The organism is Variovorax sp. UC74_104 (assembly GCF_044055375.1).
Taxonomy (GTDB): Bacteria; Pseudomonadota; Gammaproteobacteria; order Burkholderiales; family Burkholderiaceae_C; genus Variovorax.
Window position 1 is genome coordinate 4,255,519 of record NZ_CP171978.1, and the last position, 22,099, is coordinate 4,277,617.

Genomic DNA, 22,099 nt, shown 5'->3' on the forward strand with positions numbered 1-22,099 from the left:
CAATCCCGCCCCGGCGAGAAGGAGCCAGGCGAAAAGAAGAAGCCGGATCACTTCCCGCCCGAACCGGCCGGCTCCGCATCGGCCGGCACGTAGACCATCGTCCCGTCCTTCAGGCGCCAGGCGGTGCCGGCCTTCTCGCCGTCGCCCTGCCCCGTCGCGCCGCTGGCCTTGAAGCGGGTGACCTTGCGGCCCTCGCGCGTGACGATCTCCATGTCGGGCTGGCCCTCGTTGCGGATGATCGTCACCTTGTCCTGCGCGAAGGGGTTCATCGGGTTGTTGATGACCGCGATCATCAGCATGCCGATCACCACCATGAACACGTCGATCAGGTTGATGGTCGAGAGCACCGGATCGTCGTCGTCGCTGTCCAGGCTGCTCAGAATGGAAAACTGGCGCCGGCTCATGAGAGGCGGTCCCGCGCATCGAGCACCGTCACCAGTTCGCGCATCAGCCATCGGCGGCGCACGGTGTAGACCACGAAGGTGATCGAGGCCGAGGCCAGCGCCACGATCACGCTCGCGAAGGCCGGCGCCAGACTCTGCGCCACGCCCTGCGATTCGCCCGAGGCCACGGCCACGAGCGCCGGGCCCATCGGGATCATGGTGGCGATCAGGCCCAGCATCGGCGCCACGCGGCTGCACAGCCGCACGCCCTCGAGCTGCTTGAGCACCACCAGCTCCATCTGCTCCTGGCTGGCCTGTGCGTGCGGCTGCAGTACCAGCGCGCGCGACGGGTCGCGGCGGCGCTGCAGGTACTCGATGCCGAACGCGCCCAGGCAGTACACGGCATAGACGAAGGACAGCAACACACCCAGCGTCACCGGCCAGAGGAAGAGGCGCGCCAGCTCGAAGAGAACGGAGTCGAAGGCCAGCATCAGTTGGGCTCCACGGCGGAAGGTTGATCGAAGAGGTCCGAAGGCCGGCCCCAGCCCTCGTCGAACACCAGCGACGCGAGCGGCTCGCGCTTCGCCCAGCGTTCGCGCTGCAGCATCGGCTCTTCGTAGAAATTGGCCACGGGGCCCAGGCACAGCAAGGCGATGGGCTCGGCGCCCTCGGGCAGGCCGAGCAGCGCAGCCACTTCGGCAGGGTCGAAGAGCGACACCCAGCCCATGCCCAGCCCCTCGGCGCGTGCCGCGAGCCAGAGGTTCTGGATGGCGCAGGAGGCCGAGGCCAGGTCCATCTGCGGCAGCGTGCGGCGGCCGAACACGTGCTTCTCGCGGCCGTCGGCCAGCGTCACGGCCAGCAACTCGGCCGCGTCGAGCAGGCCCTGCACCTTCAGGCGCATGAACTCGTCCTCGCGCTCGCCGAGGGCGCGGGCGGTCAGCACGCGCTCCTGCTCGACCACGCGATGCAGCTGCTGCCGCAGCGCATCGCCACGGATGCGGATGAAGCGCCAGGGCTGCATGAAGCCCACGCTGGGCGCGTGGTGCGCCGCGTCGAGCAGCCGGCGCAGCACCTCGGGCTCGACGCTGCCGCCCGCGAAGTGGCGCATGTCGCGCCGCTCGTGGATGGCGCGGTACACCGCCCTCGCCTCGCCGGCCTCGAACGCGTGTGCCATGGGCGCCTTCAGTCCTCGATGCCGCGCTGCGCGGGAATGCCGGCCTTGAAGGCATGCTTGACCAGCGTCATCTCGGTCACCGTGTCGGCCAGCTCGATGATCTCCGGCGGGCAGCGCCGGCCCGTGAGCGCCACGTGCACATGCTTCGGCCGCGCGCGCAGCGTTTCGAGCACGCCTTCGAGCGGCAGCCAGCCGTAGATCAGCGGATAGGTGATCTCGTCGAGCACCACCAGGAAGAACTCGCCCGAAAGGATCGCCGCCTTCGCCTTCTCCCAGCCGTCGCGCGCGAGCTGGCCCGAGCGCTCCAGGTCCTGGCTCTTCCAGCTGAAGCCGTCGCCCAGCCCCTCGATGGGAATGCCGATCTGCTCGAACATGCGGTGCTCGCCGAAACGCGCGGTCGGCACCTTCATGAACTGGTAGATCTTCACGGCCTTGCCGCGGCCGTGGGCGCGCAATGCGAGACCGAAGGCGGCCGTGCTCTTGCCCTTGCCATCGCCGGTGTTGACGATGACGAGGCCGCGGCGTTCGCCTTCGGGCTTCTCGTACGGCTTCTCGCTGGGGGGAGTTTCGATCTGCATGATGAGGTGTTCCTGTCGTGTTCTTTGCTGTGTGCGGCGCGGTTACTTCGGCAGAGCGATCCATTGGTCCGCCACGCGGTGCACGCGGATGCGATGGTCGAAGACCTGCTCCAGCGCGGCATGGGTGGCCGGGTCGTCGCAGGCGCCGTGATGCACGACGCGGCCCTGGTTCATCACCACCAACTCGTCTGCGGCCAGCGCCATCGGCAGTTCGTGCAGCACGCTGACGACGGTGCGGCCTTCGGCCACGAGCGTGCGGAACGATCTGCATCCAGTCGGCCTGGTGCGGCGGGTCGAGGTTGGCCAGCGGCTCGTCCATGAGCAGCGCCTCGGCTTCGACGGCGAGCGCGCGTGCCAGCAGCACGCGCTGGCGTTCGCCGCCGGAGAGCTGGCCCAGCGGGCGGTCGCGCCAGTCCCAGGCCTGGGTGCTGCGCAGGGCGCGCTCCACCGCCTCGCGGTCGGCTTCGCCGGGCGTGGCGAGCCAGCGCTGGTGCGGCAGGCGGCCGAGCATGGCGACGTCGTAGACCATCAGGTCGTCCGCACTGCCCTCGCCCGTGCCGCTCTGGCCCAGCCACGAAAGGCGGCGGGCGCGCACGCGGGCGGGCACCTTGTCCTGCGCCTCGCCGAAGAGCCGCACCTCGCCGCGATGGGCGAGCAGCCCCGCCAGCGCCTTCAGCAGCGTCGACTTGCCCGCGCCGTTCGGGCCGACGATGCTGGTCCAGCGCGCGGCCCGCAGCTTCAGGTCGATGCCGTGCAGCACTTCGGTGGCGCCGAGCGTGGCGCTCAGCCGGTGCGCTTCCAGCGCGGCAGGCGTGTCGTTGCGGCTCATGCCAGGCCCCCACGCGCACTGCGCCGGTGCATCAGCCACAGCAGGTAGCTGCCGCCCAGCACGGCCGTGAGCACGCCCACGGGCAGTTCCTGCGGCGCGATCAGCCAGCGCGCCAGCAGGTCGGCCGCCATCAGCAGCAGCCCGCCCATCAGCGCCGACAGCGCGATCAGCCGCGCATGCGTGGTCTTGACGACCGAGCGCACCAGGTGCGGCGCCGCCAGGCCGACGAAGGCGATCAGCCCCGTCTGCGCCACGGCCGCGCCGGTGGCCAGCGCCAGCACCACCACCAGCGCCGCGCGCATCGCGCCCAGCGGCAGGCCCAGGCTGCGCGCGGTGGCTTCGCCCAGCGCCAGCCCGTCGAGCACCGGCGCCAGCGCCCAGCCCGCCAGCAGGCAGGCCGCGCCGACCGTCGCCATCACCGCGCAGGCGCTCCAGCCGACGAGGCCGGTGCTGCCCAGGATGAAGCCCTGGATGGCCTGGAGGATGTCCGCCGAGGCGATGGTGATCAGGTCTTTCGCCGCGCCGAGCACCACGCCGACGATCACGCCCGCCAGCAGCAGCCGCAGCGTCTGCTGCACGCCGCGCGCCAGCATCAGCGTGAGCATCACGGCGAGCACCGCCCCCAGGAAGGCCGCGCCGGTGAGCCCGAGCCGCATCACCCACTGCGTGCTCGCGGCCGAACCGCCGAACATCAGCAGCGCCACCGCCACGCCGAGCGAGGCGCCCGAGGCGCTGCCCAGCAGGTACGGATCGGCCAGCGGATTGCGGAAAAGCCCCTGCGCCACCGCGCCCGCCAAGCCGAGCAGCGCGCCCGCCAGCCAGGCGCCGAGCGTGCGCGGCAGGCGGATGTCCCACACGATCTGCAGCGCCACCGGGTCGTGGCGCGCGGCGAACAGGCTCTCGAAGCCGGTGCTGCCGATGCCCAGGCCCAGCAGCATCAGCGCCGCGCCCAGCACCAGCAGGCCGGCGCCGAGCAGCAGTACGCGGCGCAGATCAGCCGTGTGCCTGACGGCAGCCGCGTTCATCGCTTGCCGCCCTTTTCAGCGATGCACTGCGCCATCAGCCGCGCGGCTTCGTCCATGCGCGGGCCGGGGCGCACGAGCACGTCGGACTGCTCGGCACTGAAGCGGCAGATGCGGCCCTCGCGCACCGCGCGGATGCCGGCCCAGCCGGGCCGCTGCTCCAGCCCCTGCGCGCTGCGCACGCTGACCATGATGAGGTCGGGGTTCGCGCGCACCACGTATTCGGGGTTGAGCTTGGGGAACGGGCCGAGCGAGGCCGGCACGATGTTCTTCATGCCGAGCCTCGAAAGCGTCTCGCCGATGAAGGACGACTCGCCCGCCGCGTATGGCGCGCTGTTGACCTCGAAGTACACGCGCATGCCCTTCGCACTCGCAGGCACCGACTGCGCGGCGGCCGACACGCTGGCGTCGATCACGCGCCACACCTTCGGCGCCTCGTGCGTGCCCAGCACCTGGTCGAGCTTGTCGAGCACGCGGCGCACGTCGGCGTGGCTCTTGGGTTCGAGCACCAGCACCTTCATGCCCAGCGCCTCCAGCCGTTGCGTGACGCGCGAGGACTTGGCCAGCAGCACCGCATCGGGCTTGAGCGCGACGATGGCCTCCACGTTCGGATCGATGCCGCCGCCGAGCTGCGGCAGCGCCTTCACCTGCTCGGGCGAGTTGGAGTACCGGTCCACGCCCACCAGCCGGTCGCAGGCGCCGAGCGCGCAGACCGACTCGGTGAGCGAAGGCAGCAGCGTGACGATGCGCTGCGGCGGCTGCGGCAGGCTCACCGAAACGCCGCGCTCGTCGACCACGTCGAGCGCATGTGCGGCGAGCGCCAGCAGGGCGAGGCCGATTGCCGCCAGCGGATTGCGGATCTTCTTCATGCTCATGCGGCGGGCGCCTTCAGGCTCAACGGCAGTCCGGCCGCCATCAGCGTGACCCGGCCGCAGGCGGCGGCCACGTCCTGGTTGAGCCGGCCCAGAGCGTCGACGAAGGCGCGCGTCTCGCGGCCCATCGGGATCACGCCCAGGCCGATCTCGTTGCCGACCAGCACCACCGGGCCCGGCGCATCGCGCAGCGCGACCAGCAGCATCGCGATGTGCGTCGCCGGGGTGCGCGTCACGGGGCGGGCGTCTTCGCTGGGCATCGGCATCAGCAGGTTGGTGAGCCACATCGTGAGGCAGTCGACCACCACCAGCGTTTCTGGCGTGCTCTGCGTGACGATGGCGCGCGCGAGCTCGACCGGCTCCTCGATGGTGCGCATGCCGGGCACGCGCTCGGCGCGGTCGGCCTGGTGGCGCACGATGCGCTCCAGCATCTCGTCGTCGTAGGCCTGGGCCGTGGCGATCAGCACGGCGCGGCGCGTGCGCGCATCAGTGGCGAGCCAGTCGGCGGCGCGCTGCTCGGCGCGGCGCGACTTGCCGCTCTTCTGGCCGCCGAGGATGAACTCGTGCTCCTGGGTCCTAGGCTTGATCGGTTGATGCGGCATGGCTCTCCAACTCCATGGGCATGGCGCCGAAAAGGCGCGCGGTGGCTTGCGGACTGGACGCGAACCACGCATGGAAATAGCTCGCGCGCACCGGCCCGTGCACGTACAGCGCTTCGCCGGCGCGCCCGCCCACGGGCTGGGTCGCTCCGGGCCGGGCAGTGTGCGCGGCGGGCACGAGCGGCGTCTCGCAGCTCGAATAGTGGAATGTGTGGCCGCGCAGGACATGGCCGCCGAGCGAGAGCTGCTGCGGCCCGAGGCCGGCCAGCCGCTTCTGCATGGTCACGCGGCCCGGCAGCAGGCCCCAGAGGCGGTGGACCTGCCCGCCGTCCTGAATGGCCAGTTCGTCGAACAGCGCCATCATCCCGCCGCACTCGGCCCAGATCGGCTTGCCCGCGGCGACGTGCGCGGCGAGCGACTCGCGCATCGGCTCGCAGGCTGCCAGCGCCTGCGCGTGGAGCTCCGGGTAGCCGCCGGGCAGCCAGACGGCATCGCAGGCCGGCAAGGCATCGCCCGCGAGCGGCGAGAAGAAGCTCAGCCGCGCGCCCAGTGCCGTGAGCACGTCGAGGTTCGCGGGGTAGATGAAGGAGAACGCGGCGTCGCGCGCAATCGCGATGGTGCGGCCGGCCAGCACCGGCGGCACGGCCTGCGCCTCATCGGCTGGGGGAGCCTCGAAGCGCACCTGCGGCAACCGGGCGACCGGCATCCGTCCGAGCGGCGTGGCGGCCAGCACGTCGGCCACCGCGTCGAGCCTCGCCATCGCATCGCCGAGCTCGGTGGCGGCCACCAGCCCCAGGTGCCGTTCGGGCAGCGCGAACCCCGCATCGCGCGGCAAGGCGCCGAGCCATTGCGAGGGATCGCGCAGCGCGTCCTTCAGCATGCCCGCGTGCCGGTCGCCGGCCACGCGGTTCGCCAGCACGCCAGCCCACGGCAGGCCGGAGCGGAAGTTCTGCAGCCCATAGGCCAGCGCGCCGAAGGTGCCGGCCATGGCCTGTGCGTCGATCACCGCCAGCACCGGCAGGCCGAAGCGCTGCGCGAGGTCGGCGGCACTGGGCGTGCCGTCGAAGAGGCCCATCACGCCTTCGACGATCAGCAAGTCGCATCCGGCCGCGGCCTCGTGCAGGCGCGCGCCGCAGTCGGCCTCGCCGGTCATCCAGAGATCGAGCGAATGCACCGGCGCGCCGGTGGCCAGCGCCAGCCAGTGCGGATCGAGGAAGTCGGGCCCGCACTTGAAGGCGCGCACGCGCCGGCCCTGGCGCGCATGCAGCCGGGCCAGCGCTGCCGCGACCGTGGTCTTGCCCTGCCCCGAGGCCGGGGCGGCCACCAGCACGGCGGCGCATGAAACCGCCGCGGCACCGCTGGCGGTGCCGTCCGGAGGGGGCGATGAGCTTATTGAGGCGTCCACTTGAGACCGACGTACGCGGTGCGGCCTGCGGTGGCGTACAGCCGCGCGAACTGGTAGTCCTTGTTGCCCGCATTGTCGACGCGTGCGACCAGGTTGAGGTCGCGCGTGATCTGCGTTGTGGCCGACAGGTTCAGCACCGTGTAGCCGCCGAGCTTGACGCCGTTGGCGGCATCGTCGTAGCGGCGGCTGGAGGTCTGCACCTCGGCGCCCAGCGTCCAGCCTGCGACGCGCCAGTCGGCGCCGAAGGTGGCGTGGCGCTGCGCGCGGCGCACGAGCAGGTTGTGGGTGGCGAGGTCGCGCGGATCCTGGAAGTCGAGCGAGCTGCGCAGCGTGACGTCGCCGATACGGTGGCTGCCCGACAGCGTCACGCCCTGGTAGCGCGCGCGGGCCGTGCTCGCGTAGCAGCCGAAGGACGAGGCGCAGCCCTTGGCGGAGCCGTCGAACACGATCAGGTTCTGCACGCGGTTGGCATACGCCACGATGCCCAGCTGCGTCGCGCCCTCGGTGTACTGCAGGCCCAGTTCGAGGTTGCGGCTCGATTCGGGCTTGAGCGTCGCCAGGCCGTATTCGCTGAAGCGCTGGTACAGCGTCGGCACGCGGAAGGCGGTGCCGGCCGAGGCCGTGAAGCGCAGCGACGGCGTGATGGCGTAGCCGTAGGCCGCGCTGCCGGTGGTCTTGCCGCCGAACTCGCTGTCCCTGTCGCGGCGCACGTGCAGCTGCAGCGAGTGCGGGCCCTGCACGAAGCCGTAGCCCAGCGAAATGGCGTTCTGCGAGCGGTCGCGCGAGAGCAGCTTCGAAGTGGTGGTGGGCGCGTTTTCGAGGGCGTCCTCGCGGCGCTCCAGCGTGGCGGTGACGAGGTGCGGGCCGAAGCGGAATTCGTTCTGGAACAGGTAGCCGCGCAGCCTTGTCTCGGTGCGGTAGAACGAGGGCTGGGTCTTGTAGACCGACTGCGAGTCGGTCACCTGCACGCGGGTGCTGTAGACGTCGTTCCACTTGGCCGACCAGGTCAGGCCGGCGGTGCGCAGCGTGTTGCTGGACACGTCGTCGCGGAACAGGATCGGCGGCTTGGTCTTGTACGGCACGGAGACGTCGTAGCCGGCCTTGATGTCGCTGGCGAGCATCGTGGCCTCGATGCGCTGGTCGGGCGTGATCTGGAAGCCCAGTTTCACGTTGCCCGAGGTGCTGTTGTAGCCGTCGCGGTCGGGGCTGGTGAAGCCGTCCTTGGTCACGTTGCGCTTGCTCACGGGCTGCACGTTGTAGCCCTTGCTCTCTTCATGCGCCACGCCGAAGGAGTAGTCGAAGAGGCCCGACTTGCCGCTCACGCCGCCTTCGATCCTGCGCAGGCCGTAGCTTCCGATGCCGATGCCCGCGTAGGGCGACACGCCCTCCTCGCCGCGCCTGGTGAAGAGCTGGATCACGCCGCCCACCGCGTCGGAGCCGTACACCGCGGCGGCCGGGCCGCGCAGCACTTCGATGCGGTCGATCTGCGACAGCGGAATGCCTTCCCAGCCGGCGCCGCCGGTCGATTGCGAGTCGATGCGCACACCGTCGAGGTACACGGCGGTGAAGCGCGTCTCGGCGCCGCGGATGAACAGGCTGGTGGTGTTGCCCACGCCGCCGGAGCGCGAGATCTCGATGCCGGGCAGGCGCGAGAGCAGGTCGGCCACGCCGGTCGCGCCGCTGCGCGCGATGGCGTTGCTGTCGACGACGGAGACGTCTCCCACGAGCTCCGACAGCGGCTGGGGCGTGCGGTTGGCCGTGACCACCGTCTCGCGCAGGGTGGAAGCCTCCTGGGCATGGGCCAGGCCGCCGAAGACGGAAACCAGCGCCAGCGGCAGGCAGGCGTGGCGGAAGCGGCGCGCAGGGGCGCGGCCGCGGGTAGAGCAAACACGGGAATTCATGGATCAAGCGAACGAACGTCAATACCCCTGGCCGGCCTCCCCGCCGGCGCCTGGGCGCAATGGCCGCGCATGCGTTCGTCAATCGATCTTCGACGCATGCGGCAGCCGCCTCGTTGGCCGGTATCCGGGCTGGCAGAACGACTCCTTGCCGCCTTCCCAGGCGCCTGTTTCAGGGCGCCCAGTGGCTCGATGGAAAGGTGTTGGCGCCTTGCGGCGCCGTCTGCTTGACCGTTGCGGGGGCAGCGCAGGCGGCTTCGGCCTTGTTCCGGTACGAACCGGGGCTTCCACTCCTGCTTCCCGTTGAACTGCGCCGTGCGAACCACGGCGCGAGCACCAACGGGCGGGATTTTATGCGCTGGGCAACGGGGCTTAAGTCGAAAGTTGCGGCGCCGCTAACATCGACGGCCATGATGCGGCCCGCCTCGGTCTTCCTGAATCTTCGCTCGGCGCTGCAGCGGCTCTTCGGTGTATCGGGCTGGCAGTCGATGCTGCTCTGGTCCATCGTGGCCGGGCTGCTGGGCACGCTGGCGACCGAGCTCTTCCGTGCCGCGCTGCTCGCCTTCGAGCACCTGGTGCTCGGTCCCGGCCAGGGGCTGGTCGCCATGGCGAAGCACCTGCCATGGTGGGCGCGCATCGCCTGCCCCACGGTGGGCGGGCTCGTGGCGGGGCTGCTGCTGGTGCTCGCGAAGCGCGTGGCCTCGCGCAGCGCCACGTCGGACTACATGGAAGCCATCGTGCTCGGCGACGGCCGCATTCCGGTGGCGCAGACGCTAGCGCGCAGCGCGTCGTCGCTGGTGAGCATCGGCACCGGCGGCTCGATCGGCCGCGAGGGCTCGATGGTGCAGCTGGCGGCGCTGGCCTCTTCGCTGCTGGGGCAGGCCTTGCGCTTTCCGGCCGAGCGGCTGCGGCTGCTGGTGGCCTGTGGCGCGGCGGCCGGCCTCACAGCCGCGTACAACGCGCCCATCGCGGGCGCCTTTTTCGTCGCGGAGATCGTGCTGGGCTCCATCGCGATGGAGAGCGTGGGGCCGATCATCATCGCGTCGGTGGTCGCCAACGTCGCGATGCGGGCGCTGCCGGGCTACCAGCCGCCTTACAAGATGCCGCCCTTCCCGGAGATCCACGGCACCGAGGTCGTGCTGTTCTGCTTGCTCGGCGTGCTGCTGGGCTTCGCGGCGGTGGGCTTCCTGCGTGCGCTGCAGGGCAGCCGGGCGCTGTTCTCGCGGCTGCCGATGGCGCTGCCGTGGCGGCTGGCGCTGGGCGGGCTGGTCATGGGCGCGGTGTCGGTGCCGGTGCCGGAGGTCTGGGGCAACGGCTACAGCGTGGTCAATTCGGTGCTGCACACGCCCTGGGCATGGACGCTGATCGCGATGGTGCTGCTCGCCAAGGCGGTGGCGACGATGGCAACGGCCGGCTCGGGCGCGGTGGGCGGCGTGTTCACGCCGGCGCTCTTCTTCGGCTGCATGATCGGCGCGCTGTTCGGCCAGGGCGTGCAGGCGCTGTGGCCGGCGGCGAGCTCGGCGCCGTTTGCCTACGCCATCGTCGGCATGGGCGCGTTCCTGGCGGGTGCCACGCAGGCGCCGCTGATGGCGATCTTGATGATCTTCGAGATGACGCTGAGCTACCAGGTCATGCTGCCGCTGATGGCCGCGAGCGTCATCGCGTATTTCGTGGCGCGCTCGGCCAACGCGGGCTCGATGTACGAGATCACGCTGCACCGCAACGCCCAGCGCGACGACCAGATGCGCCTGCGCGGGCTGCACATGCGCGACCTGGCGCAGCCGGCCGAAACCGTGGTCGGCCCGCAGGCGGACCGCGAGGCGATGAGCAGGCTCTTCCTGCAGTACCCCGTCAAATACCTGTACGTGGTGGACTCGGACAACCGTTACCTCGGCGTGGTGCCGCTCTCGTCGCTCGGCACGGCACCGCAGGAGACGACGGCCGGCGCCCTGCTCTCGCAGGCCATCCAGCCGGTCACCGCGGACACGGGACTGGGCGAGGCGCTGCAGCGCTTTCTCGATCATCTGGGCGAGCGGCTGCCGCTGATCGAGAGCGCAGCCAACCCGGTGCTGCTGGGCGTGGTCGCCAAGAGCGCGCTGCTGGCGACCTACGTGCGGCTCAGCGAAGCCTGAGAGGGCCAGGAGCGTTTGATCCGCGGGCGGCAAAGCCGCAGAATCCCTGCCACGCCGGGCAGCGCGTCCGGCCTCGGCGGGACCGCCTCCCCGGGAAACTACAATCGCCAACCATGCCCGCCTCCAGCCCCATCGATCAGATCGCCGAGCGCGTCGAACGACTGCTCGTGCGTCACGAAGAGGTGCAGCGCACCAACGCGCTGCTGCAGGAACAGGTCGATGCGCTCACGCGCGAACGCGACGCACTGAAGTCGCGGCTCGTCGCGGCCCGCACGCGCCTCGATGCCCTGCTCGAACGGCTGCCGGCAGAACCACCTTCCGAAGACTCCCCCGCATGAAGCAGATTGAAGTACAGATCATGGGACAGAGCTATCTGCTCGGCTGTCCCGACGGCGGCGAGGCGCAGCTGCGCCAAGCCGTCGAACGCGTGGATGCCGCCATGTGCAAGATCCGCGACGCGGGAAAAGTCAAGGCCCGCGACCGCATCGCGGTGCTGGCATCGCTGAACCTGGCATTCGACCTTGCCGCGCAGCAGGCCGCTGCCAGCGCGGCACCCGCTCCGGCGGCAGCGCCCGATACCACCGAAACCGACCCGAAAGCTGCCCAGCTCATTCAAAGACTCGATCAGGCCCTGGCGGGCGATGGACATTTGCTCTGAACGGGTTCCGCCGGCAGGGCTGCAGCGGTAAAATCCAAACTGTCTGCGGTGCGCGTTGGGCTTTATATGTCCTTGTTCCAATGCTCTACGGAGCCGGGCTTGGTAAATCGCTCGACGGGTGTGATCATCTCGCGTCAGATGAACCCGAAGTCTTGCTGCCCTCGCCCACCTGAACCCCGGTTCAGGATGCGAGTCCGGCGCCCACTTGCAGACACCTAATTCCGCCACGGCCCCCTGCACACGCTGCTCGGGGCCGTTGCTTTTTGCGATACAGAATTTCCGTGAACGTCTCCAGCCTGCTCGACCCCATCCTCATCGCCGAACTCGCCGCCCTGGGGCTTGGCACCGGTTTCCTCGCAGGCCTGCTGGGCATCGGCGGCGGCATGCTGATGGTGCCCTTCATCACGATCATCATGGGCCACCGCGGCGCGCCGGCCGACCTCTCGGTGAAGATGGCCATCGCGACCTCGATGGCGACCATCATCTTCACCTCGGTGTCGAGCGTGCGCGCGCACCACAAGCGCGGCGCGGTGCGCTGGGAGATCGTGCGGCGCCTCGCGCCCGGCATCGTCATCGGCAGCCTGGTGGGCAGCCTCGGCGTGTTCGCGCTGCTCAAGGGCACGGCGCTGGCGATCTTCTTCGCGCTGTTCGTGGGCTTCTCGGCCACGCAGATGTTCCTCGACAAGAAGCCCGCCCCCACGCGGCAGATGCCGGGCACGGGCGGCCAGCTCGCGGCGGGCGGCGCCATCGGCTTCATCTCGGGCCTGGTGGGCGCGGGCGGCGGCTTCATCAGCGTGCCGTTCATGACGTGGTGCAACATCTCCATCCACAACGCGGTGGCAACCAGCGCGGCGCTGGGCTTTCCGATCGCGGTGGCGAACGTGCTGGGCTACGCGGTCAGCGGACAGTCGGTGCAGGGCCTGCCGGCCGGCTCCTTCGGCTACATCTGGCTGCCCGCGCTGGCGGTGATCGCGCTGTGCAGCGTGATCACGGCGCCGCTGGGCGCGAAGGCCGCGCACAGCCTGCCGGTGAAGAAGCTCAAGCGCGTGTTCGCGAGCATCCTCTACCTGCTGGCGGCCTACATGCTCTGGAAGGGCCTGCACGGCTGATTCCCTTCGGGCCCAAGGCCCTTGCGCCAGAGGTGCGACTCGTTGCCGCCCGTGCGCCGCGAGCCGTATAACGAGGCCATGAAAATCCTCATCGCAGTCGACGGCAGCGCCTACACGCAGAAGGCGCTGGCTTATCTGGTCGCCAACCGGGCCATGTTCGTGGACGGCCACGAGCTGGTCATCGTGCACGTGTGCACGGGCATCTCGGGCCACGTCACGCGCCACCTCAGCAAGGAGATCGTCTCCGAGTACTACGCCGAGGAAAGCGCCAAGGTGATCGAGCCCGTGAAGGCCCAGCTCGCGGCGCAGGGCATCACGAACTACACGGTCGATGCGCGCCACGGCCACATCGCCGAGGAGATCCTCAAGTCGGCCGCCGCCGCGCACGCCGGGCTGATCGTGCTCGGCACGCATGGCCACGGCATCCTGGGCCGCGCGCTGATGGGCTCGGTCGCCACCAAGGTGATCGCCGAGACGAACACCACGGTGCTGCTGGTTCAGTAAGCCGGTCCGTCGATCCACCGATCCGTTATTGCGTGCGCTGCTGCCGCCATTCGCGCGGCGAGCAGCCGAATCGCTCCTTGAACGCGCGGCTGAAATGCGCCGCGTCGTTGAAGCCCCTGCCATAGGCGATGTCCGCCACGGGCCGGCCCGCGAGGCGCGGCTCCAGCAGGTCGCGGCTGCAGGCCTCCAGCCTGCGCTCCCAGATGTACTGCGATGGCGTGAGCGGCTCGCTCCTGAACGCGCGATGGATGTGGCTGACCGACACGCCCAGCCCCGCCGCCAGAGTGCTGACCGATAGCGACGGATCGCCCAGCTGCTCGTCGATGCGCCGCTTCACGCGCGCCAGGTGGTACGCCGCCAGATTGCTCAGCGATGGCGCGCTGGCCGCCGGCAGCGTCTGCAGCCCCGCCACCAGGATGTTCTGCACGCCGTTGGCCACCGCGAGGGCCGAGGCCGGCTGCAGCATGTCGATGTCCTCGCGCAGCGTGCGGATCATGCCCAGCAGCAGGTGCCCCGCGCCCTCGCGGCCCGAAACGGTGGTGGCCGTGAGCGCCTGGGTGTCGCGCAGCTCGCTGCGCAGGCGCTCGCCGGGCAGCTTGAGCACGATCTGCTCGAATGATTCGTCGAACAGCAGCTGGTAGGGCCGCGTGCTGTCGTACAGCGCGAAGTCGCCGGCCGACAGCACGGCGTCGCGCCCGTCCTGCCGCACCACGCCCCGGCCGCGCGCCTGGATGCTCACGAGGAAATAGTCGTCGCTCGAATGCGAGATGTGTCCCGGCGTGCGCATCACCTTCTGCGGGCTCGAGGTGACGACCGACACGTCGAGCCCCGGCAGCGTGTGCTGGCGGATGCTGCCCTCGAAATCGCCCGAGCCGCCCGAATTGCCCTCGCGCACCGGGTCGCAGCCCAGCTGCACGTAGACGTTGCAGATCATGTCGGTCCAGTAGGCGAGCCGCTGGTCGCGCGGGACGGCGTCGGTGCTGAGCAGCTGGGTCATCGGGATTCCTCGGAAGGCCTGAGGGGTAGCGAACGGATGCAACGCTGGAACAAGAACGCCGCCAAACCGGGTCAAGGCGTTCAGGCGGCGCGAATCTACGCTTCAAGCAACCCGCATGCCACAGCGCAAACCCGGTGCCTGCGGACCACGCCTCGTTACTTTCATTGCATCTGGAGAAGCATTCATGCCGACCACCGTCCACCCCAAGCTGCGCGTCGCCGCAGTGCAGGCCGCCCCCGTGTTCCTCGACCTCGACGGCACCATCGACAAGACCATCGACCTCATGGCGCAGGCCGCGAAACAGGGCGTGAAGCTCATCGCCTTCCCCGAGACCTGGGTGCCCGGCTACCCGTGGTGGATCTGGCTCGATTCGCCGGCCTGGGGCATGCAGTTCGTGCAGCGCTACCACGACAACTCGCTGGTCGTCGGCTCAGCCGAGTTCGAGCGCATCGCGCAGGCGGCGCGCAGGCTCGGCATCTGGGTGTCGCTGGGCTACAGCGAGAAGGCTGCGGGCAGCCTCTACATCGCGCAGGCGCTCATCGACGACCAGGGCCGCACGGTGCAGACGCGGCGCAAGCTCAAGCCCACGCACGTCGAGCGCACGGTGTTCGGCGAGGGTGACGGCTCCGACCTCGCCGTGGTCGAGACGCCGCTGGGCAACATCGGCTCGCTTGCCTGCTGGGAGCACCTGCAGCCGCTGAGCAAGTACGCGATGTATTCGCAGAACGAGCAGATCCACTGCGGCGCATGGCCGAGCTTCTCGCTCTACCGCGGCGCGGCCTACGCGCTCGGGCCCGAAGTCAACAATGCCGCGAGCCAGGTGTATGCGGCCGAGGGCCAGTGCTTCGTGATCGCGCCCTGCGCCACCGTGTCGAAGGCCATGAGCGAGCTGATGTGCACCGACGCCGGCAAGCAGCAGATGCTGCGCGTCGGCGGCGGCTACGCGCGCATCTTCGCGCCCGACGGCTCGCCGCTGGGAACGCCGCTCGCGGAAGACGAGGAAGGCCTGGTCGTCGCCGACATCGACCTCGGCATGATCTCGCTCGCCAAGGCGGCCGGCGACCCGAGCGGCCACTACTCGCGGCCAGACTGCACGCAGCTGCTGTTCAACAAGACCCGCCGCGAGCCGGTCGTGGTGCAGCAGGCGCCGTTGCCATCGCCGTCCGAACCCGAAGCCAGCGTGTCCGAGCCCGTTGCGGCCTGAACCCTTGGAGGCAAGCCATGGAATCCGCCATCGACGGGCACCTGAAGTGCCCCCGCACGCGCCACCGCCGCGTGGAAGACGACTACGTGCCGCCCTACCCCGCATGGTCGGCCCGCGCCCCTGTGTCGGTGAAGCAGGTGGTGATGGGCTACTTCGGCGTGCAGTCGCGCGGCCCGGAGATGCAGGGCCGCGCCTGCGCCGCGCTGATGAAGATCGCACGCGACTTCGCCCTGCCCGACGGGCCCGGCCATCACGACCTCACGCACTACGTCGACGCGCAGGGCTTCGACAACATGATCGCCATCGCCTACTGGAGCGACCCCGCCGCCTACGCCCGCTGGTGCGCGACACCGGCCATCGACGCCTGGTGGCGCTCCGACGAGCGGCTCGCGGAAGGCCTGGGCTACTTCCGCGAGATCGCCTCGCCGCGCGTCGAGCACTTCGAGACCATGTTCAACACGCCCGACCGCTTCGAGGGCGTCGGCGTGGTCATGGGCGGCGTCAGCGGCGAGTTTCAGGAGCACGGCTACTGGGGTTCGATGCGCGACCGCATTCCGCTCTCGCAGACCGACGCGATGGCGCCCTCGGGCGCGCGGGCGGTGATCGCGGGCGCGCCGGCACCGGGGCAGCGCGTGCGCATCGCAGGGCACGAGAACGTCGCGATGATCCGCTCCGGCCAGGAGTGGACCGACACCACCGGCCAGGAACGCAAGCTCTACCTGGAAGACATGGAGCCCGTGCTGCGCGAGGGCATGGACTTCCTACGCGACCAGGGGCTGGGCATCGGCTGCTACAGCAACCGCTACATGCGCCATCTGGATGCGCAGGGCACACCGCTGCAGAAGTCCTTCGGACTGAGCTACTGGCGCTCGCTGGCCGACATGGAGCGCTGGGCCGAGTCGCACCCCACCCACGTCGCGATCTTCGGCAGCTTCATGCGCTATGTGCAGGCGCTGAACTTCCATCTGCAGCTGCGCGTGTACCACGAGGTGTCGGTGCTCAAGGCCGACGAGCAGAGCTACGAGTACGTCAACTGCCACGCGGGCAGCGGGCTGATGAACGGACTCGCGCCAGCGGCAGTCGGGGCTTGAACCGGCTCAGGCCGCGAACAGCCCCTTGTGCTCGGTACGCAGCAGCGCCTTCTGCACCTTGCCCATGGCGTTGCGCGGCAGCTCTGGCACCACGAAGCAGCGCTTCGGAATCTTGAAGTTGGCGAGCTTCGATTTCAGCTCCGCCACGATGGCATCGCCATCGAGCGCCGCGCCCGCCTTGGGAATGACGATGGCCACGCCCACCTCGCCGAAGTCGGGGTGCGGCACGCCGACCACGGCGCTCTCGGCAACGCCCGCCATCTCGTTGATGTAGCCCTCGATCTCGGCGGGGTATACGTTGTAGCCGCCGCTGATGATCAGGTCCTTGCTGCGCCCGACGATGGTGATGTAGCCCCGCCCGTCGATCTTGCCCACGTCGCCGGTCTTGAAGAAGCCGTCGGCGGTGAACTCCTCCTTCGTCTTCTCGGGCATGCGCCAGTAGCCTGCGAACACGTTGGGGCCGCTGACCTCGATGTTGCCGATCTCGTCGGTGGTGCAGTCGCGGCCGCTGTCGTCGCGCACGCGCAGCTGCACGCCCGGCAGCGCGAAGCCGACGGTGCCGCCGCGGCGTTCGCCCTGCTCGGGCCGGTAGGGGTTGGAGGTGAGCATGACCGTCTCGCTCATGCCGTAGCGCTCCAGGATGGTGTGGCCGGTGCGCTCGCGCCATTCGTCGAAGGTCTCGATGAGCAGCGGCGCCGAGCCCGCGATGAACAGGCGCATGTTGCGCACCGCCTCGCGCGTGAGCCCCGGCTCGGCCAGCAGGCGCACGTACAGCGTGGGCACGCCCATGAACACGGTGGCCTCGGGCAGCTTCTGCACGACGCGTTTCGGATCGAACTTCGCGAACCACAGGATCTTGCTGCCGTTGAGCAACGCGCCGTGCAGCGCGACGAACAGGCCGTGCACGTGGAAGATGGGCAGCGCATGGATCAGCACGTCGCCTTCGGTCCAGCCCCAGTAGTCCTTCAGCACCTCGGCGTTCGACAGCAGGTTGCCGTGCGTGAGCATCGCGCCCTTGCTGCGGCCGGTGGTGCCGCTGGTGTAGAGGATGGCGGCCATGTCGCCGGCCTTGCGCTGCGCGGGCACGTGCCGGTCGCTGCACTGGGCGGCCACGTCGAGCAGCGTGCCGGTGCGGTCGTCGTCCAGCGTGAAGACGTGCTTCGTGCCCGCGGCGGTGGCGATGGGCGCGACCCACGAGGCGTTGCGGCTGGTGCAAACCACCACGGCCGGCTCGGCGTTGCCGATGAAGTATTCGATCTCGGCGCTCTGGTAGGCGGTGTTCAGCGGCAGGAACACGTAGCCCGCGCGCAGCGTGGCGAGGTACAGCAGCATCGCCTCGACCGACTTCTCGACCTGCACCGCGATGCGCGCGCCCTTCTCCAGCTTCAGAGCGTCGAGCAGGTTGGCGATCATGGCGCTGGCGCGTTCGAGGTCGCGCCAGGAATAGAACAGGCCGCTGTCGGTTTCGACGGCGATGCGGTCGAGGTCGGCGGGAAAGGCCGCGCGCAGGGCGGCGAACAGGTTGGCGTTGGCGGACTTCTTCATTCGGACAGGCTCTTCTCTTCAGAAATTCGGGCGGCGCTTGGCAAGGAACGCGGCGATGCCCTCGCGGTGCTCCGCGGAATCGGCGTAATCGTAGGCGGTGGCCAGCAGGCCGTGGGCCGAAGGAGCGCCGGCACGCAGCACGGCGAAGGTCGCCTTGTGCAGGCGCGCGGCCTGCGGCGAAAGCTCGGCGATGCGCCGGGCGTGCGACTGGGCGGCCAGCGGCACTTCGTTGTCGGGCAGCACCTGCAGCAAAAAGCCGGCGTCGTACAGGCGCTGCGCACCGTGCACGCCGGCGGCCAGCAGCATGTCGCGCGCGAGCACGTCGCCGATGGCGCCATGCACCAGCGCCGCTTCGCGCGGCGCCATCGGGAAACCGAGCTTGGCGATGGGCGCGCCGAACTTCGCGGAGGCGCCGGCCAAGCGGATGTCGCAGCAGCTCGCGATCTCGATGCCCGCGCCCATGCAGGCGCCCTCGATCTGCGCGACCAGCGGCAGCGGGCAGTCGAGCATGGCCTGCAGCGCCGCCCAGACCTCGTTCTCGTGGAACTCGCGCAGGCTGGGCTCGCTGAAGCGGAACGACGGGTACTCGGAAATATCGCCGCCCGCGCAGAAGGCACCGCCCTCGCCGCGCACGATCACGCAGCGCAGGGCGTTGTCGCTGTCGCCATCGCCATCGCTGCGCAGGCCGTCGAACACCGCGCGCAGTTCGCGCCACATGGCGCGCGTCATGGCGTTGAGCCGCCCCGCGTTCGACAGCGTGACGACCGCGATGGCGCCGTCGCGGCGCAGGGAGATGGAGCTTCCAGTCGTCATTCGAGCTTGGCGCCCGAGGCCTTCACCACCGCGGCCCAGCGCTTGATCTCGGCATTGACGAAGCTGCCGTAGGCGGTGGTGGTGAGGTTCGGGATCTCGGAACCGTTCTGGGCCCAGATGCCCTTCAGGTCGTCGGTGGCCAGCGACTTCTTCATGTCGTCGATGGCGCGCGCCTGCGTGTCGGCCGGCGTGCCCTTGGGCGCCCACAGGCCGTACCAGGTGGTCACGGTGTACTCGGGCAGGCCCACTTCGGCGGCGCAGGGCACGTCGAGGAAGGCCGGGTTGCGCTTGGTGCCGGCCACCATCAGCGCCTTGATGCGGCCGCTCTTGATGTGCTGCGCCGAGGAGCCCAGGCCGTCGAACATCAGGTCGACGTTGCCCGAGATCAGGTCCGACAGCGCCGGGCCCGCGCCGCGGTACGGAATGTGCGTGATGAAGGTGCCGGTCTGGATCTTGAAGAGCTCGCCCGCCAGGTGGTGCGAGGTGCCCGAGCCGGCCGAGCCGTAGTTGAACTTGCCGGGGTTGCGCTTCACCAGCGCGATGAATTCCTGGATGGTGTTGGCCTGCACCCGCTTCGGGTTGATCACCACCACCTGCGGCACGTTGGCCAGCAGCATCAGCGGCACGAAGTCTTTCTCGATGTCGTAGTCGAGCTTCGGGTAGATGGACGGCGCGATCGCGTGGTGCACCGCGCCCATGAAAAGCGTGTAGCCGTCGGCCGGCGCCTTGGCGGCGATGCTGGCGCCCAGCGTGCCCCCTGCCCCGCCGCGGTTGTCGATGACCAGCGTCTGCCCCGCGACGCGCGAGAACTGCCCCGACAGCGGCCGCGCGAAAGCGTCCGTGCCGCCACCGGCCGGGAACGGCACGATCATCGTCACGGGCTTCGTCGGCCAGCCCTGCTGGGCCCGCGCGGCGCCGCACAGAACGGCCGCACCGGCGGCGGCCACGCGCAGTACGTCGCGGCGCTGAAAGCTTGAATTCATTTGTCTCATCTCCTGTGTGTCGTTGTGGATCTTGCCGCCCCGTGCGGCTGCCGGCCTTGTGTGCGCCGGCTCTTTGCTCTGCTTCGACTTCCTCTGCTTCCTCTTTGACGGACTTCAGCCTTTCTTGAAATACAGGCCTTCGATGTCTCCCGATACCGCCACCCTGCCCTCGGCCAGCCAGGCGCGGTGCTTGTCCAGGCGCTTGAGGTCATAAAGGTAGTTGACCATGAGCCCGTAGGACTGCTTGTGCCCCTTGGGCGACGGATCGCCGGCCCAGTTCAGGCGCTCGACGCGCGCGCCGTTGCCGAGGTGGAATCGCGCCACCGGATCGGCCGGCGTGCCGTCGACCAGAGCGCGGCCGAGATACTCGGCGGCCGCCTGCATCAGCCACTGCCGCAGCGGCGACTTGGCGTCGAAGCTCGCGGCGCCGTCCACGGCGGCGAGCAGGCGCTCGGCCGTCGGCGGTAGCGAGCCGACGAGGCGGCCCAGTTCGGCCTCGCGCTTCTCGTCCAGGCGCGGCAGCAGGTCGGCGGCGTTCTTCGCGAGCCAGGTGCGAAAACCCGGAATCGGCGAGAGCGTGGCGAAGGTCTTCAGGCGCGGCAGTTCTTCCTGCAGCGTCTCGACCACGCGCTTGATGAGCGAGTCGCCGAAGCTCACGCCGCGCAGGCCGTTCTGCGTGTTGCTGATCGAATAGAAGATGGCGGTGGTGGCCCGCGCCGCGGGCACCGGCACCGCGGTTTCGTCGAGCAGCGGCGTGATGCCGTCGCTGATGCGGTCGACCAGCGCCACCTCGACGAAGATCAGCGGCTCGTTGGGCAGGCGCGGATGGAAGAAGCCGTAGCAGCGGCGGTCGCTGTCGTCGAGCCGGTTCTTCACGTCGGACCAGCTCTTGATGTCGTGCACCGCCTCGTAGCGGATGAGCTTCTCGATCAGCGAGGCCGGCGAATCCCAGTCGATGCGGCGAAGCTCCAGGAAGGCGACGTCGAACCAGGTGGAGAAGAGCTGTTCGAGCTCTGCATCGAGCGCGAGCAGGCGCTTGTCGGCCTTCAGGCACGGCAGCAGGTCGGCGCGCAGGTCGACCAGGAAGCGCATGCCCTCGGGCTCGACCGCGAAGCGCTGCAGCAGGCGCATGCGCGGCGACACCAGCGCGCGGCGCAGGCGCAGCTCGGCTTGGCCCTCGTCGGGCGTGCCGACTGCGGCCTGGTGCTGGTCACGCGCGGTCTTGAGCTTCTGCGCATCGGCGGCGAAATGCTCGCTCATGAGCGCCCAGTAATCGCGGCGCTCGTCGGCCGTGGCGGCGCGGTAGGCGTCGGCAATGGCATGCGCGCGGCGGCCGCCCTCGACCTCGCTCACGCGCGGGTCGATCACGGCCTGCAGGTCGGCCAGCACGCGGCGCAGCGCGCGCGGCGACAGGGCCTCGTCGGCCTTGCGCAGCGTGGCCTGAAGGCGCTCGGCGGTCGTGCGGACGCTGGGCTTGGGCGCGTTCTTCGATGCGCTCTTTGCCACGCCTTCGGGCGCCACGGGCACTTTGGATTTCTCTCCAGAACGCAGCCGCGCCTGGAACCATTCGGTCGCACTCATTGGGGCACTCCAATGCTTGAAGGGGTTGTCACGCCTGTCACGACATCACCCTGGATTTCTGCTGGCGCGCGACCTCGCGCAGCGCCTCGCGCTGGCGGGTGAGGTGCGTGCGCATGGCTGCGTCGGCGCCCTCGCTGTCGCGCGCCTTCAGCGCCGCGAACACGGCCAGGTGCTCCGACAGGCTCTGCTCGAGCCGCCCCGGGGCATGCAGCTGCTGCAGCCGGGCGAGCTTGAGGATCTTGCGCAGGTCGCCGATCACCTGGGCCAGCCACTTGTTGTCGGCCAGCTTGATGATCGCCTCGTGGATGATGTGATTGGTCGCGTAGTAGTCGTTGATGCGCTTGGCCCTGGCGTGGCGCACGAGGCGCTCGTGCAGCGCGTCGAGCTCCTGCAGTTCGGCGTCGCTGGCGTTGCGGGCCGCCTCGTAGGCGCAGCGGCCTTCGAGCAGCGCGATGACCGGGAAGATCTCGTCGAGATCGCGCTCGGTCACCTCGTTGACGAAGCAGCCGCGGCGCGGCTCGTGGCGCAGCAGGCCTTCGGCAGTGAGCACCTTGAGCGCTTCGCGCAGCGGCGTGCGCGAGATGGAGAGCCGCTCGCACAGGGCGATCTCGTCGACGAAGCTCCCGGGGGCCAGCGAGCCGTCGAAGATCTGCTCGCGCAGCGTGGCGGCGACTTCGTCGTGCAGGGAGTTGGGGACCAGGCGCATGGGATCAGGGGCGCAT

General features: G+C 69.8%; 22 protein-coding genes, 1 pseudogene and 1 riboswitch. Of the genes and pseudogenes, 7 read left to right on the forward strand and 16 right to left on the reverse strand.

From position 1 onward, the window contains the following. Nucleotides 1-47: 47 nt before the first annotated feature. The 10 genes and pseudogenes from ACHMXA_RS19980 to ACHMXA_RS20025 form a co-directional block, all read right to left on the reverse strand. The gene (locus tag ACHMXA_RS19980) at nt 48-404 is read right to left on the reverse strand and encodes a DUF2149 domain-containing protein (protein WP_176664336.1); all 357 of its coding nucleotides are present in this window, start codon (nt 402-404) and stop codon (nt 48-50) included. Further along, nucleotides 401-874 carry a MotA/TolQ/ExbB proton channel family protein gene (locus tag ACHMXA_RS19985; RefSeq protein ID WP_176664337.1) on the reverse strand — a complete coding sequence of 158 codons (474 nt, stop codon included), beginning with the start codon at nt 872-874 and terminating at the stop codon, nt 401-403. Before ACHMXA_RS19985 ends, ACHMXA_RS19980 begins: the two co-directional genes overlap by 4 nt. Next, nucleotides 874-1,557, reverse strand: a complete 684-nt coding sequence (bluB, locus tag ACHMXA_RS19990; protein ID WP_176664338.1) for a 5,6-dimethylbenzimidazole synthase — start codon at nt 1,555-1,557, stop codon at nt 874-876. Before bluB ends, ACHMXA_RS19985 begins: the two co-directional genes overlap by 1 nt. An 8-nt stretch (nt 1,558-1,565) precedes the next feature. Beyond that, the gene (gene cobO, locus ACHMXA_RS19995; RefSeq protein ID WP_176664339.1) at nt 1,566-2,135 is read right to left on the reverse strand and encodes a cob(I)yrinic acid a,c-diamide adenosyltransferase; all 570 of its coding nucleotides are present in this window, start codon (nt 2,133-2,135) and stop codon (nt 1,566-1,568) included. 42 nt (nt 2,136-2,177) lie between these two features. Beyond that, nucleotides 2,178-2,964, reverse strand: a pseudogene (locus ACHMXA_RS20000) (ABC transporter ATP-binding protein). After that, entirely contained in the window at nt 2,961-3,989 is a 1,029-nt protein-coding gene (locus tag ACHMXA_RS20005; RefSeq protein WP_395316266.1) for a FecCD family ABC transporter permease, read from the reverse strand. Before ACHMXA_RS20005 ends, ACHMXA_RS20000 begins: the two are co-directional and overlap by 4 nt. After that, a complete protein-coding gene (locus ACHMXA_RS20010) occupies nt 3,986-4,861 on the reverse strand; it encodes an ABC transporter substrate-binding protein (RefSeq protein WP_176664342.1) in 876 nt (291 codons plus the stop codon). Before ACHMXA_RS20010 ends, ACHMXA_RS20005 begins: the two co-directional genes overlap by 4 nt. Beyond that, complete coding sequence (locus tag ACHMXA_RS20015; protein WP_176664343.1) at nt 4,858-5,460, reverse strand: bifunctional adenosylcobinamide kinase/adenosylcobinamide-phosphate guanylyltransferase; 603 nt, start codon at nt 5,458-5,460, stop codon at nt 4,858-4,860. Before ACHMXA_RS20015 ends, ACHMXA_RS20010 begins: the two co-directional genes overlap by 4 nt. Beyond that, nucleotides 5,435-6,862, reverse strand: coding sequence for a cobyrinate a,c-diamide synthase (locus ACHMXA_RS20020; RefSeq protein WP_395316267.1), 1,428 nt, complete (start codon nt 6,860-6,862; stop codon nt 5,435-5,437). The genes ACHMXA_RS20015 and ACHMXA_RS20020 overlap by 26 nt, the downstream gene beginning before the upstream one ends. Then, nucleotides 6,847-8,763 carry a TonB-dependent receptor domain-containing protein gene (locus ACHMXA_RS20025; RefSeq protein ID WP_176664344.1) on the reverse strand — a complete coding sequence of 639 codons (1,917 nt, stop codon included), beginning with the start codon at nt 8,761-8,763 and terminating at the stop codon, nt 6,847-6,849. Before ACHMXA_RS20025 ends, ACHMXA_RS20020 begins: the two co-directional genes overlap by 16 nt. A 97-nt stretch (nt 8,764-8,860) precedes the next feature. Then, nucleotides 8,861-9,116, reverse strand: a riboswitch (cobalamin riboswitch). Nucleotides 9,117-9,170: 54 nt separating this feature from the next. Between ACHMXA_RS20025 and ACHMXA_RS20030 the strand changes: the two genes are divergently transcribed. The 5 genes from ACHMXA_RS20030 to ACHMXA_RS20050 all read left to right on the forward strand — a co-directional run bounded on the left by ACHMXA_RS20030 (nt 9,171) and on the right by ACHMXA_RS20050 (nt 13,163). Beyond that, nucleotides 9,171-10,892 (forward strand): ClcB-like voltage-gated chloride channel protein, encoded by a 1,722-nt coding sequence (locus ACHMXA_RS20030; protein ID WP_395316268.1) that lies wholly within the window; start codon nt 9,171-9,173, stop codon nt 10,890-10,892. 113 nt (nt 10,893-11,005) lie between these two features. Then, nucleotides 11,006-11,230, forward strand: coding sequence for a hypothetical protein (locus tag ACHMXA_RS20035; RefSeq protein WP_019652365.1), 225 nt, complete (start codon nt 11,006-11,008; stop codon nt 11,228-11,230). Beyond that, nucleotides 11,227-11,550, forward strand: coding sequence for a cell division protein ZapA (locus ACHMXA_RS20040; RefSeq protein ID WP_395316269.1), 324 nt, complete (start codon nt 11,227-11,229; stop codon nt 11,548-11,550). The genes ACHMXA_RS20035 and ACHMXA_RS20040 overlap by 4 nt, the downstream gene beginning before the upstream one ends. 281 nt (nt 11,551-11,831) lie before the next feature. Then, nucleotides 11,832-12,659 carry a sulfite exporter TauE/SafE family protein gene (locus tag ACHMXA_RS20045; RefSeq protein WP_395316270.1) on the forward strand — a complete coding sequence of 276 codons (828 nt, stop codon included), beginning with the start codon at nt 11,832-11,834 and terminating at the stop codon, nt 12,657-12,659. A 78-nt stretch (nt 12,660-12,737) separates the two neighbouring features. Next, a complete protein-coding gene (locus tag ACHMXA_RS20050; protein WP_395316271.1) occupies nt 12,738-13,163 on the forward strand; it encodes a universal stress protein in 426 nt (141 codons plus the stop codon). 25 nt (nt 13,164-13,188) lie between these two features. On the opposite strand, the gene ACHMXA_RS20055 is transcribed toward ACHMXA_RS20050, so the two are convergent. After that, on the reverse strand, nt 13,189-14,160 hold the full coding sequence (locus ACHMXA_RS20055; RefSeq protein WP_395316272.1) for a helix-turn-helix domain-containing protein: 972 nt from the start codon (nt 14,158-14,160) through the stop codon (nt 13,189-13,191). Nucleotides 14,161-14,344: 184 nt separating this feature from the next. On the opposite strand from ACHMXA_RS20055, the gene ACHMXA_RS20060 reads away from it, so the two are divergent. Next, nucleotides 14,345-15,364: a carbon-nitrogen hydrolase family protein gene (locus ACHMXA_RS20060; RefSeq protein ID WP_395316273.1), complete on the forward strand. Its 1,020-nt coding sequence runs from the start codon at nt 14,345-14,347 to the stop codon at nt 15,362-15,364. A 17-nt stretch (nt 15,365-15,381) separates the two neighbouring features. After that, complete coding sequence (locus ACHMXA_RS20065) at nt 15,382-16,455, forward strand: phenylacetaldoxime dehydratase family protein (protein WP_395316274.1); 1,074 nt, start codon at nt 15,382-15,384, stop codon at nt 16,453-16,455. 6 nt (nt 16,456-16,461) lie between these two features. Here the strand turns inward: ACHMXA_RS20065 and ACHMXA_RS20070 are convergent, their stop codons facing one another. The 5 genes from ACHMXA_RS20070 to ACHMXA_RS20090 form a co-directional block, all read right to left on the reverse strand. Then, entirely contained in the window at nt 16,462-18,000 is a 1,539-nt protein-coding gene (locus ACHMXA_RS20070) for a malonyl-CoA synthase (protein ID WP_395316275.1), read from the reverse strand. A gap of 18 nt (nt 18,001-18,018) precedes the next feature. Beyond that, the gene (locus tag ACHMXA_RS20075) at nt 18,019-18,813 is read right to left on the reverse strand and encodes an enoyl-CoA hydratase/isomerase family protein (RefSeq protein ID WP_395316276.1); all 795 of its coding nucleotides are present in this window, start codon (nt 18,811-18,813) and stop codon (nt 18,019-18,021) included. Next, a complete protein-coding gene (locus ACHMXA_RS20080) occupies nt 18,810-19,796 on the reverse strand; it encodes a Bug family tripartite tricarboxylate transporter substrate binding protein (protein WP_395316277.1) in 987 nt (328 codons plus the stop codon). Before ACHMXA_RS20080 ends, ACHMXA_RS20075 begins: the two co-directional genes overlap by 4 nt. A 114-nt stretch (nt 19,797-19,910) precedes the next feature. Then, complete coding sequence (locus ACHMXA_RS20085; RefSeq protein WP_176666600.1) at nt 19,911-21,377, reverse strand: malonyl-CoA decarboxylase; 1,467 nt, start codon at nt 21,375-21,377, stop codon at nt 19,911-19,913. Nucleotides 21,378-21,414: 37 nt separating this feature from the next. Continuing rightward, the gene (locus tag ACHMXA_RS20090) at nt 21,415-22,083 is read right to left on the reverse strand and encodes a GntR family transcriptional regulator (protein WP_176666601.1); all 669 of its coding nucleotides are present in this window, start codon (nt 22,081-22,083) and stop codon (nt 21,415-21,417) included. Between the last annotated feature and the right edge of the window lie 16 nt (nt 22,084-22,099).

Excerpts from the sequence above, each read along its gene's own strand:
- ACHMXA_RS20055 (WP_395316272.1), bottom strand. The coding sequence starts at position 14,160 with ATGACCCAGCTGCTCAGCACCGACGCCGTCCCGCGCGACCAGCGGCTC.
- ACHMXA_RS20090 (WP_176666601.1), bottom strand. The coding sequence starts at position 22,083 with ATGCGCCTGGTCCCCAACTCCCTGCACGACGAAGTCGCCGCCACGCTG.
- ACHMXA_RS20025 (WP_176664344.1), bottom strand. The coding sequence starts at position 8,763 with ATGAATTCCCGTGTTTGCTCTACCCGCGGCCGCGCCCCTGCGCGCCGC.
- cobO (WP_176664339.1), bottom strand. The coding sequence starts at position 2,135 with ATGCAGATCGAAACTCCCCCCAGCGAGAAGCCGTACGAGAAGCCCGAA.
- ACHMXA_RS20015 (WP_176664343.1), bottom strand. The coding sequence starts at position 5,460 with ATGCCGCATCAACCGATCAAGCCTAGGACCCAGGAGCACGAGTTCATC.
- bluB (WP_176664338.1), bottom strand. The coding sequence starts at position 1,557 with ATGGCACACGCGTTCGAGGCCGGCGAGGCGAGGGCGGTGTACCGCGCC.
- ACHMXA_RS20050 (WP_395316271.1), top strand. The coding sequence starts at position 12,738 with ATGAAAATCCTCATCGCAGTCGACGGCAGCGCCTACACGCAGAAGGCG.
- ACHMXA_RS20030 (WP_395316268.1), top strand. The coding sequence starts at position 9,171 with ATGATGCGGCCCGCCTCGGTCTTCCTGAATCTTCGCTCGGCGCTGCAG.
- ACHMXA_RS19980 (WP_176664336.1), bottom strand. The coding sequence starts at position 404 with ATGAGCCGGCGCCAGTTTTCCATTCTGAGCAGCCTGGACAGCGACGAC.
- ACHMXA_RS20060 (WP_395316273.1), top strand. The coding sequence starts at position 14,345 with ATGCCGACCACCGTCCACCCCAAGCTGCGCGTCGCCGCAGTGCAGGCC.
- ACHMXA_RS20075 (WP_395316276.1), bottom strand. The coding sequence starts at position 18,813 with ATGACGACTGGAAGCTCCATCTCCCTGCGCCGCGACGGCGCCATCGCG.
- ACHMXA_RS20010 (WP_176664342.1), bottom strand. The coding sequence starts at position 4,861 with ATGAGCATGAAGAAGATCCGCAATCCGCTGGCGGCAATCGGCCTCGCC.
- ACHMXA_RS20065 (WP_395316274.1), top strand. The coding sequence starts at position 15,382 with ATGGAATCCGCCATCGACGGGCACCTGAAGTGCCCCCGCACGCGCCAC.
- ACHMXA_RS19985 (WP_176664337.1), bottom strand. The coding sequence starts at position 874 with ATGCTGGCCTTCGACTCCGTTCTCTTCGAGCTGGCGCGCCTCTTCCTC.
- ACHMXA_RS20080 (WP_395316277.1), bottom strand. The coding sequence starts at position 19,796 with ATGAATTCAAGCTTTCAGCGCCGCGACGTACTGCGCGTGGCCGCCGCC.
- ACHMXA_RS20085 (WP_176666600.1), bottom strand. The coding sequence starts at position 21,377 with ATGAGTGCGACCGAATGGTTCCAGGCGCGGCTGCGTTCTGGAGAGAAA.
- ACHMXA_RS20070 (WP_395316275.1), bottom strand. The coding sequence starts at position 18,000 with ATGAAGAAGTCCGCCAACGCCAACCTGTTCGCCGCCCTGCGCGCGGCC.
- ACHMXA_RS20035 (WP_019652365.1), top strand. The coding sequence starts at position 11,006 with ATGCCCGCCTCCAGCCCCATCGATCAGATCGCCGAGCGCGTCGAACGA.
- ACHMXA_RS20005 (WP_395316266.1), bottom strand. The coding sequence starts at position 3,989 with ATGAACGCGGCTGCCGTCAGGCACACGGCTGATCTGCGCCGCGTACTG.
- ACHMXA_RS20040 (WP_395316269.1), top strand. The coding sequence starts at position 11,227 with ATGAAGCAGATTGAAGTACAGATCATGGGACAGAGCTATCTGCTCGGC.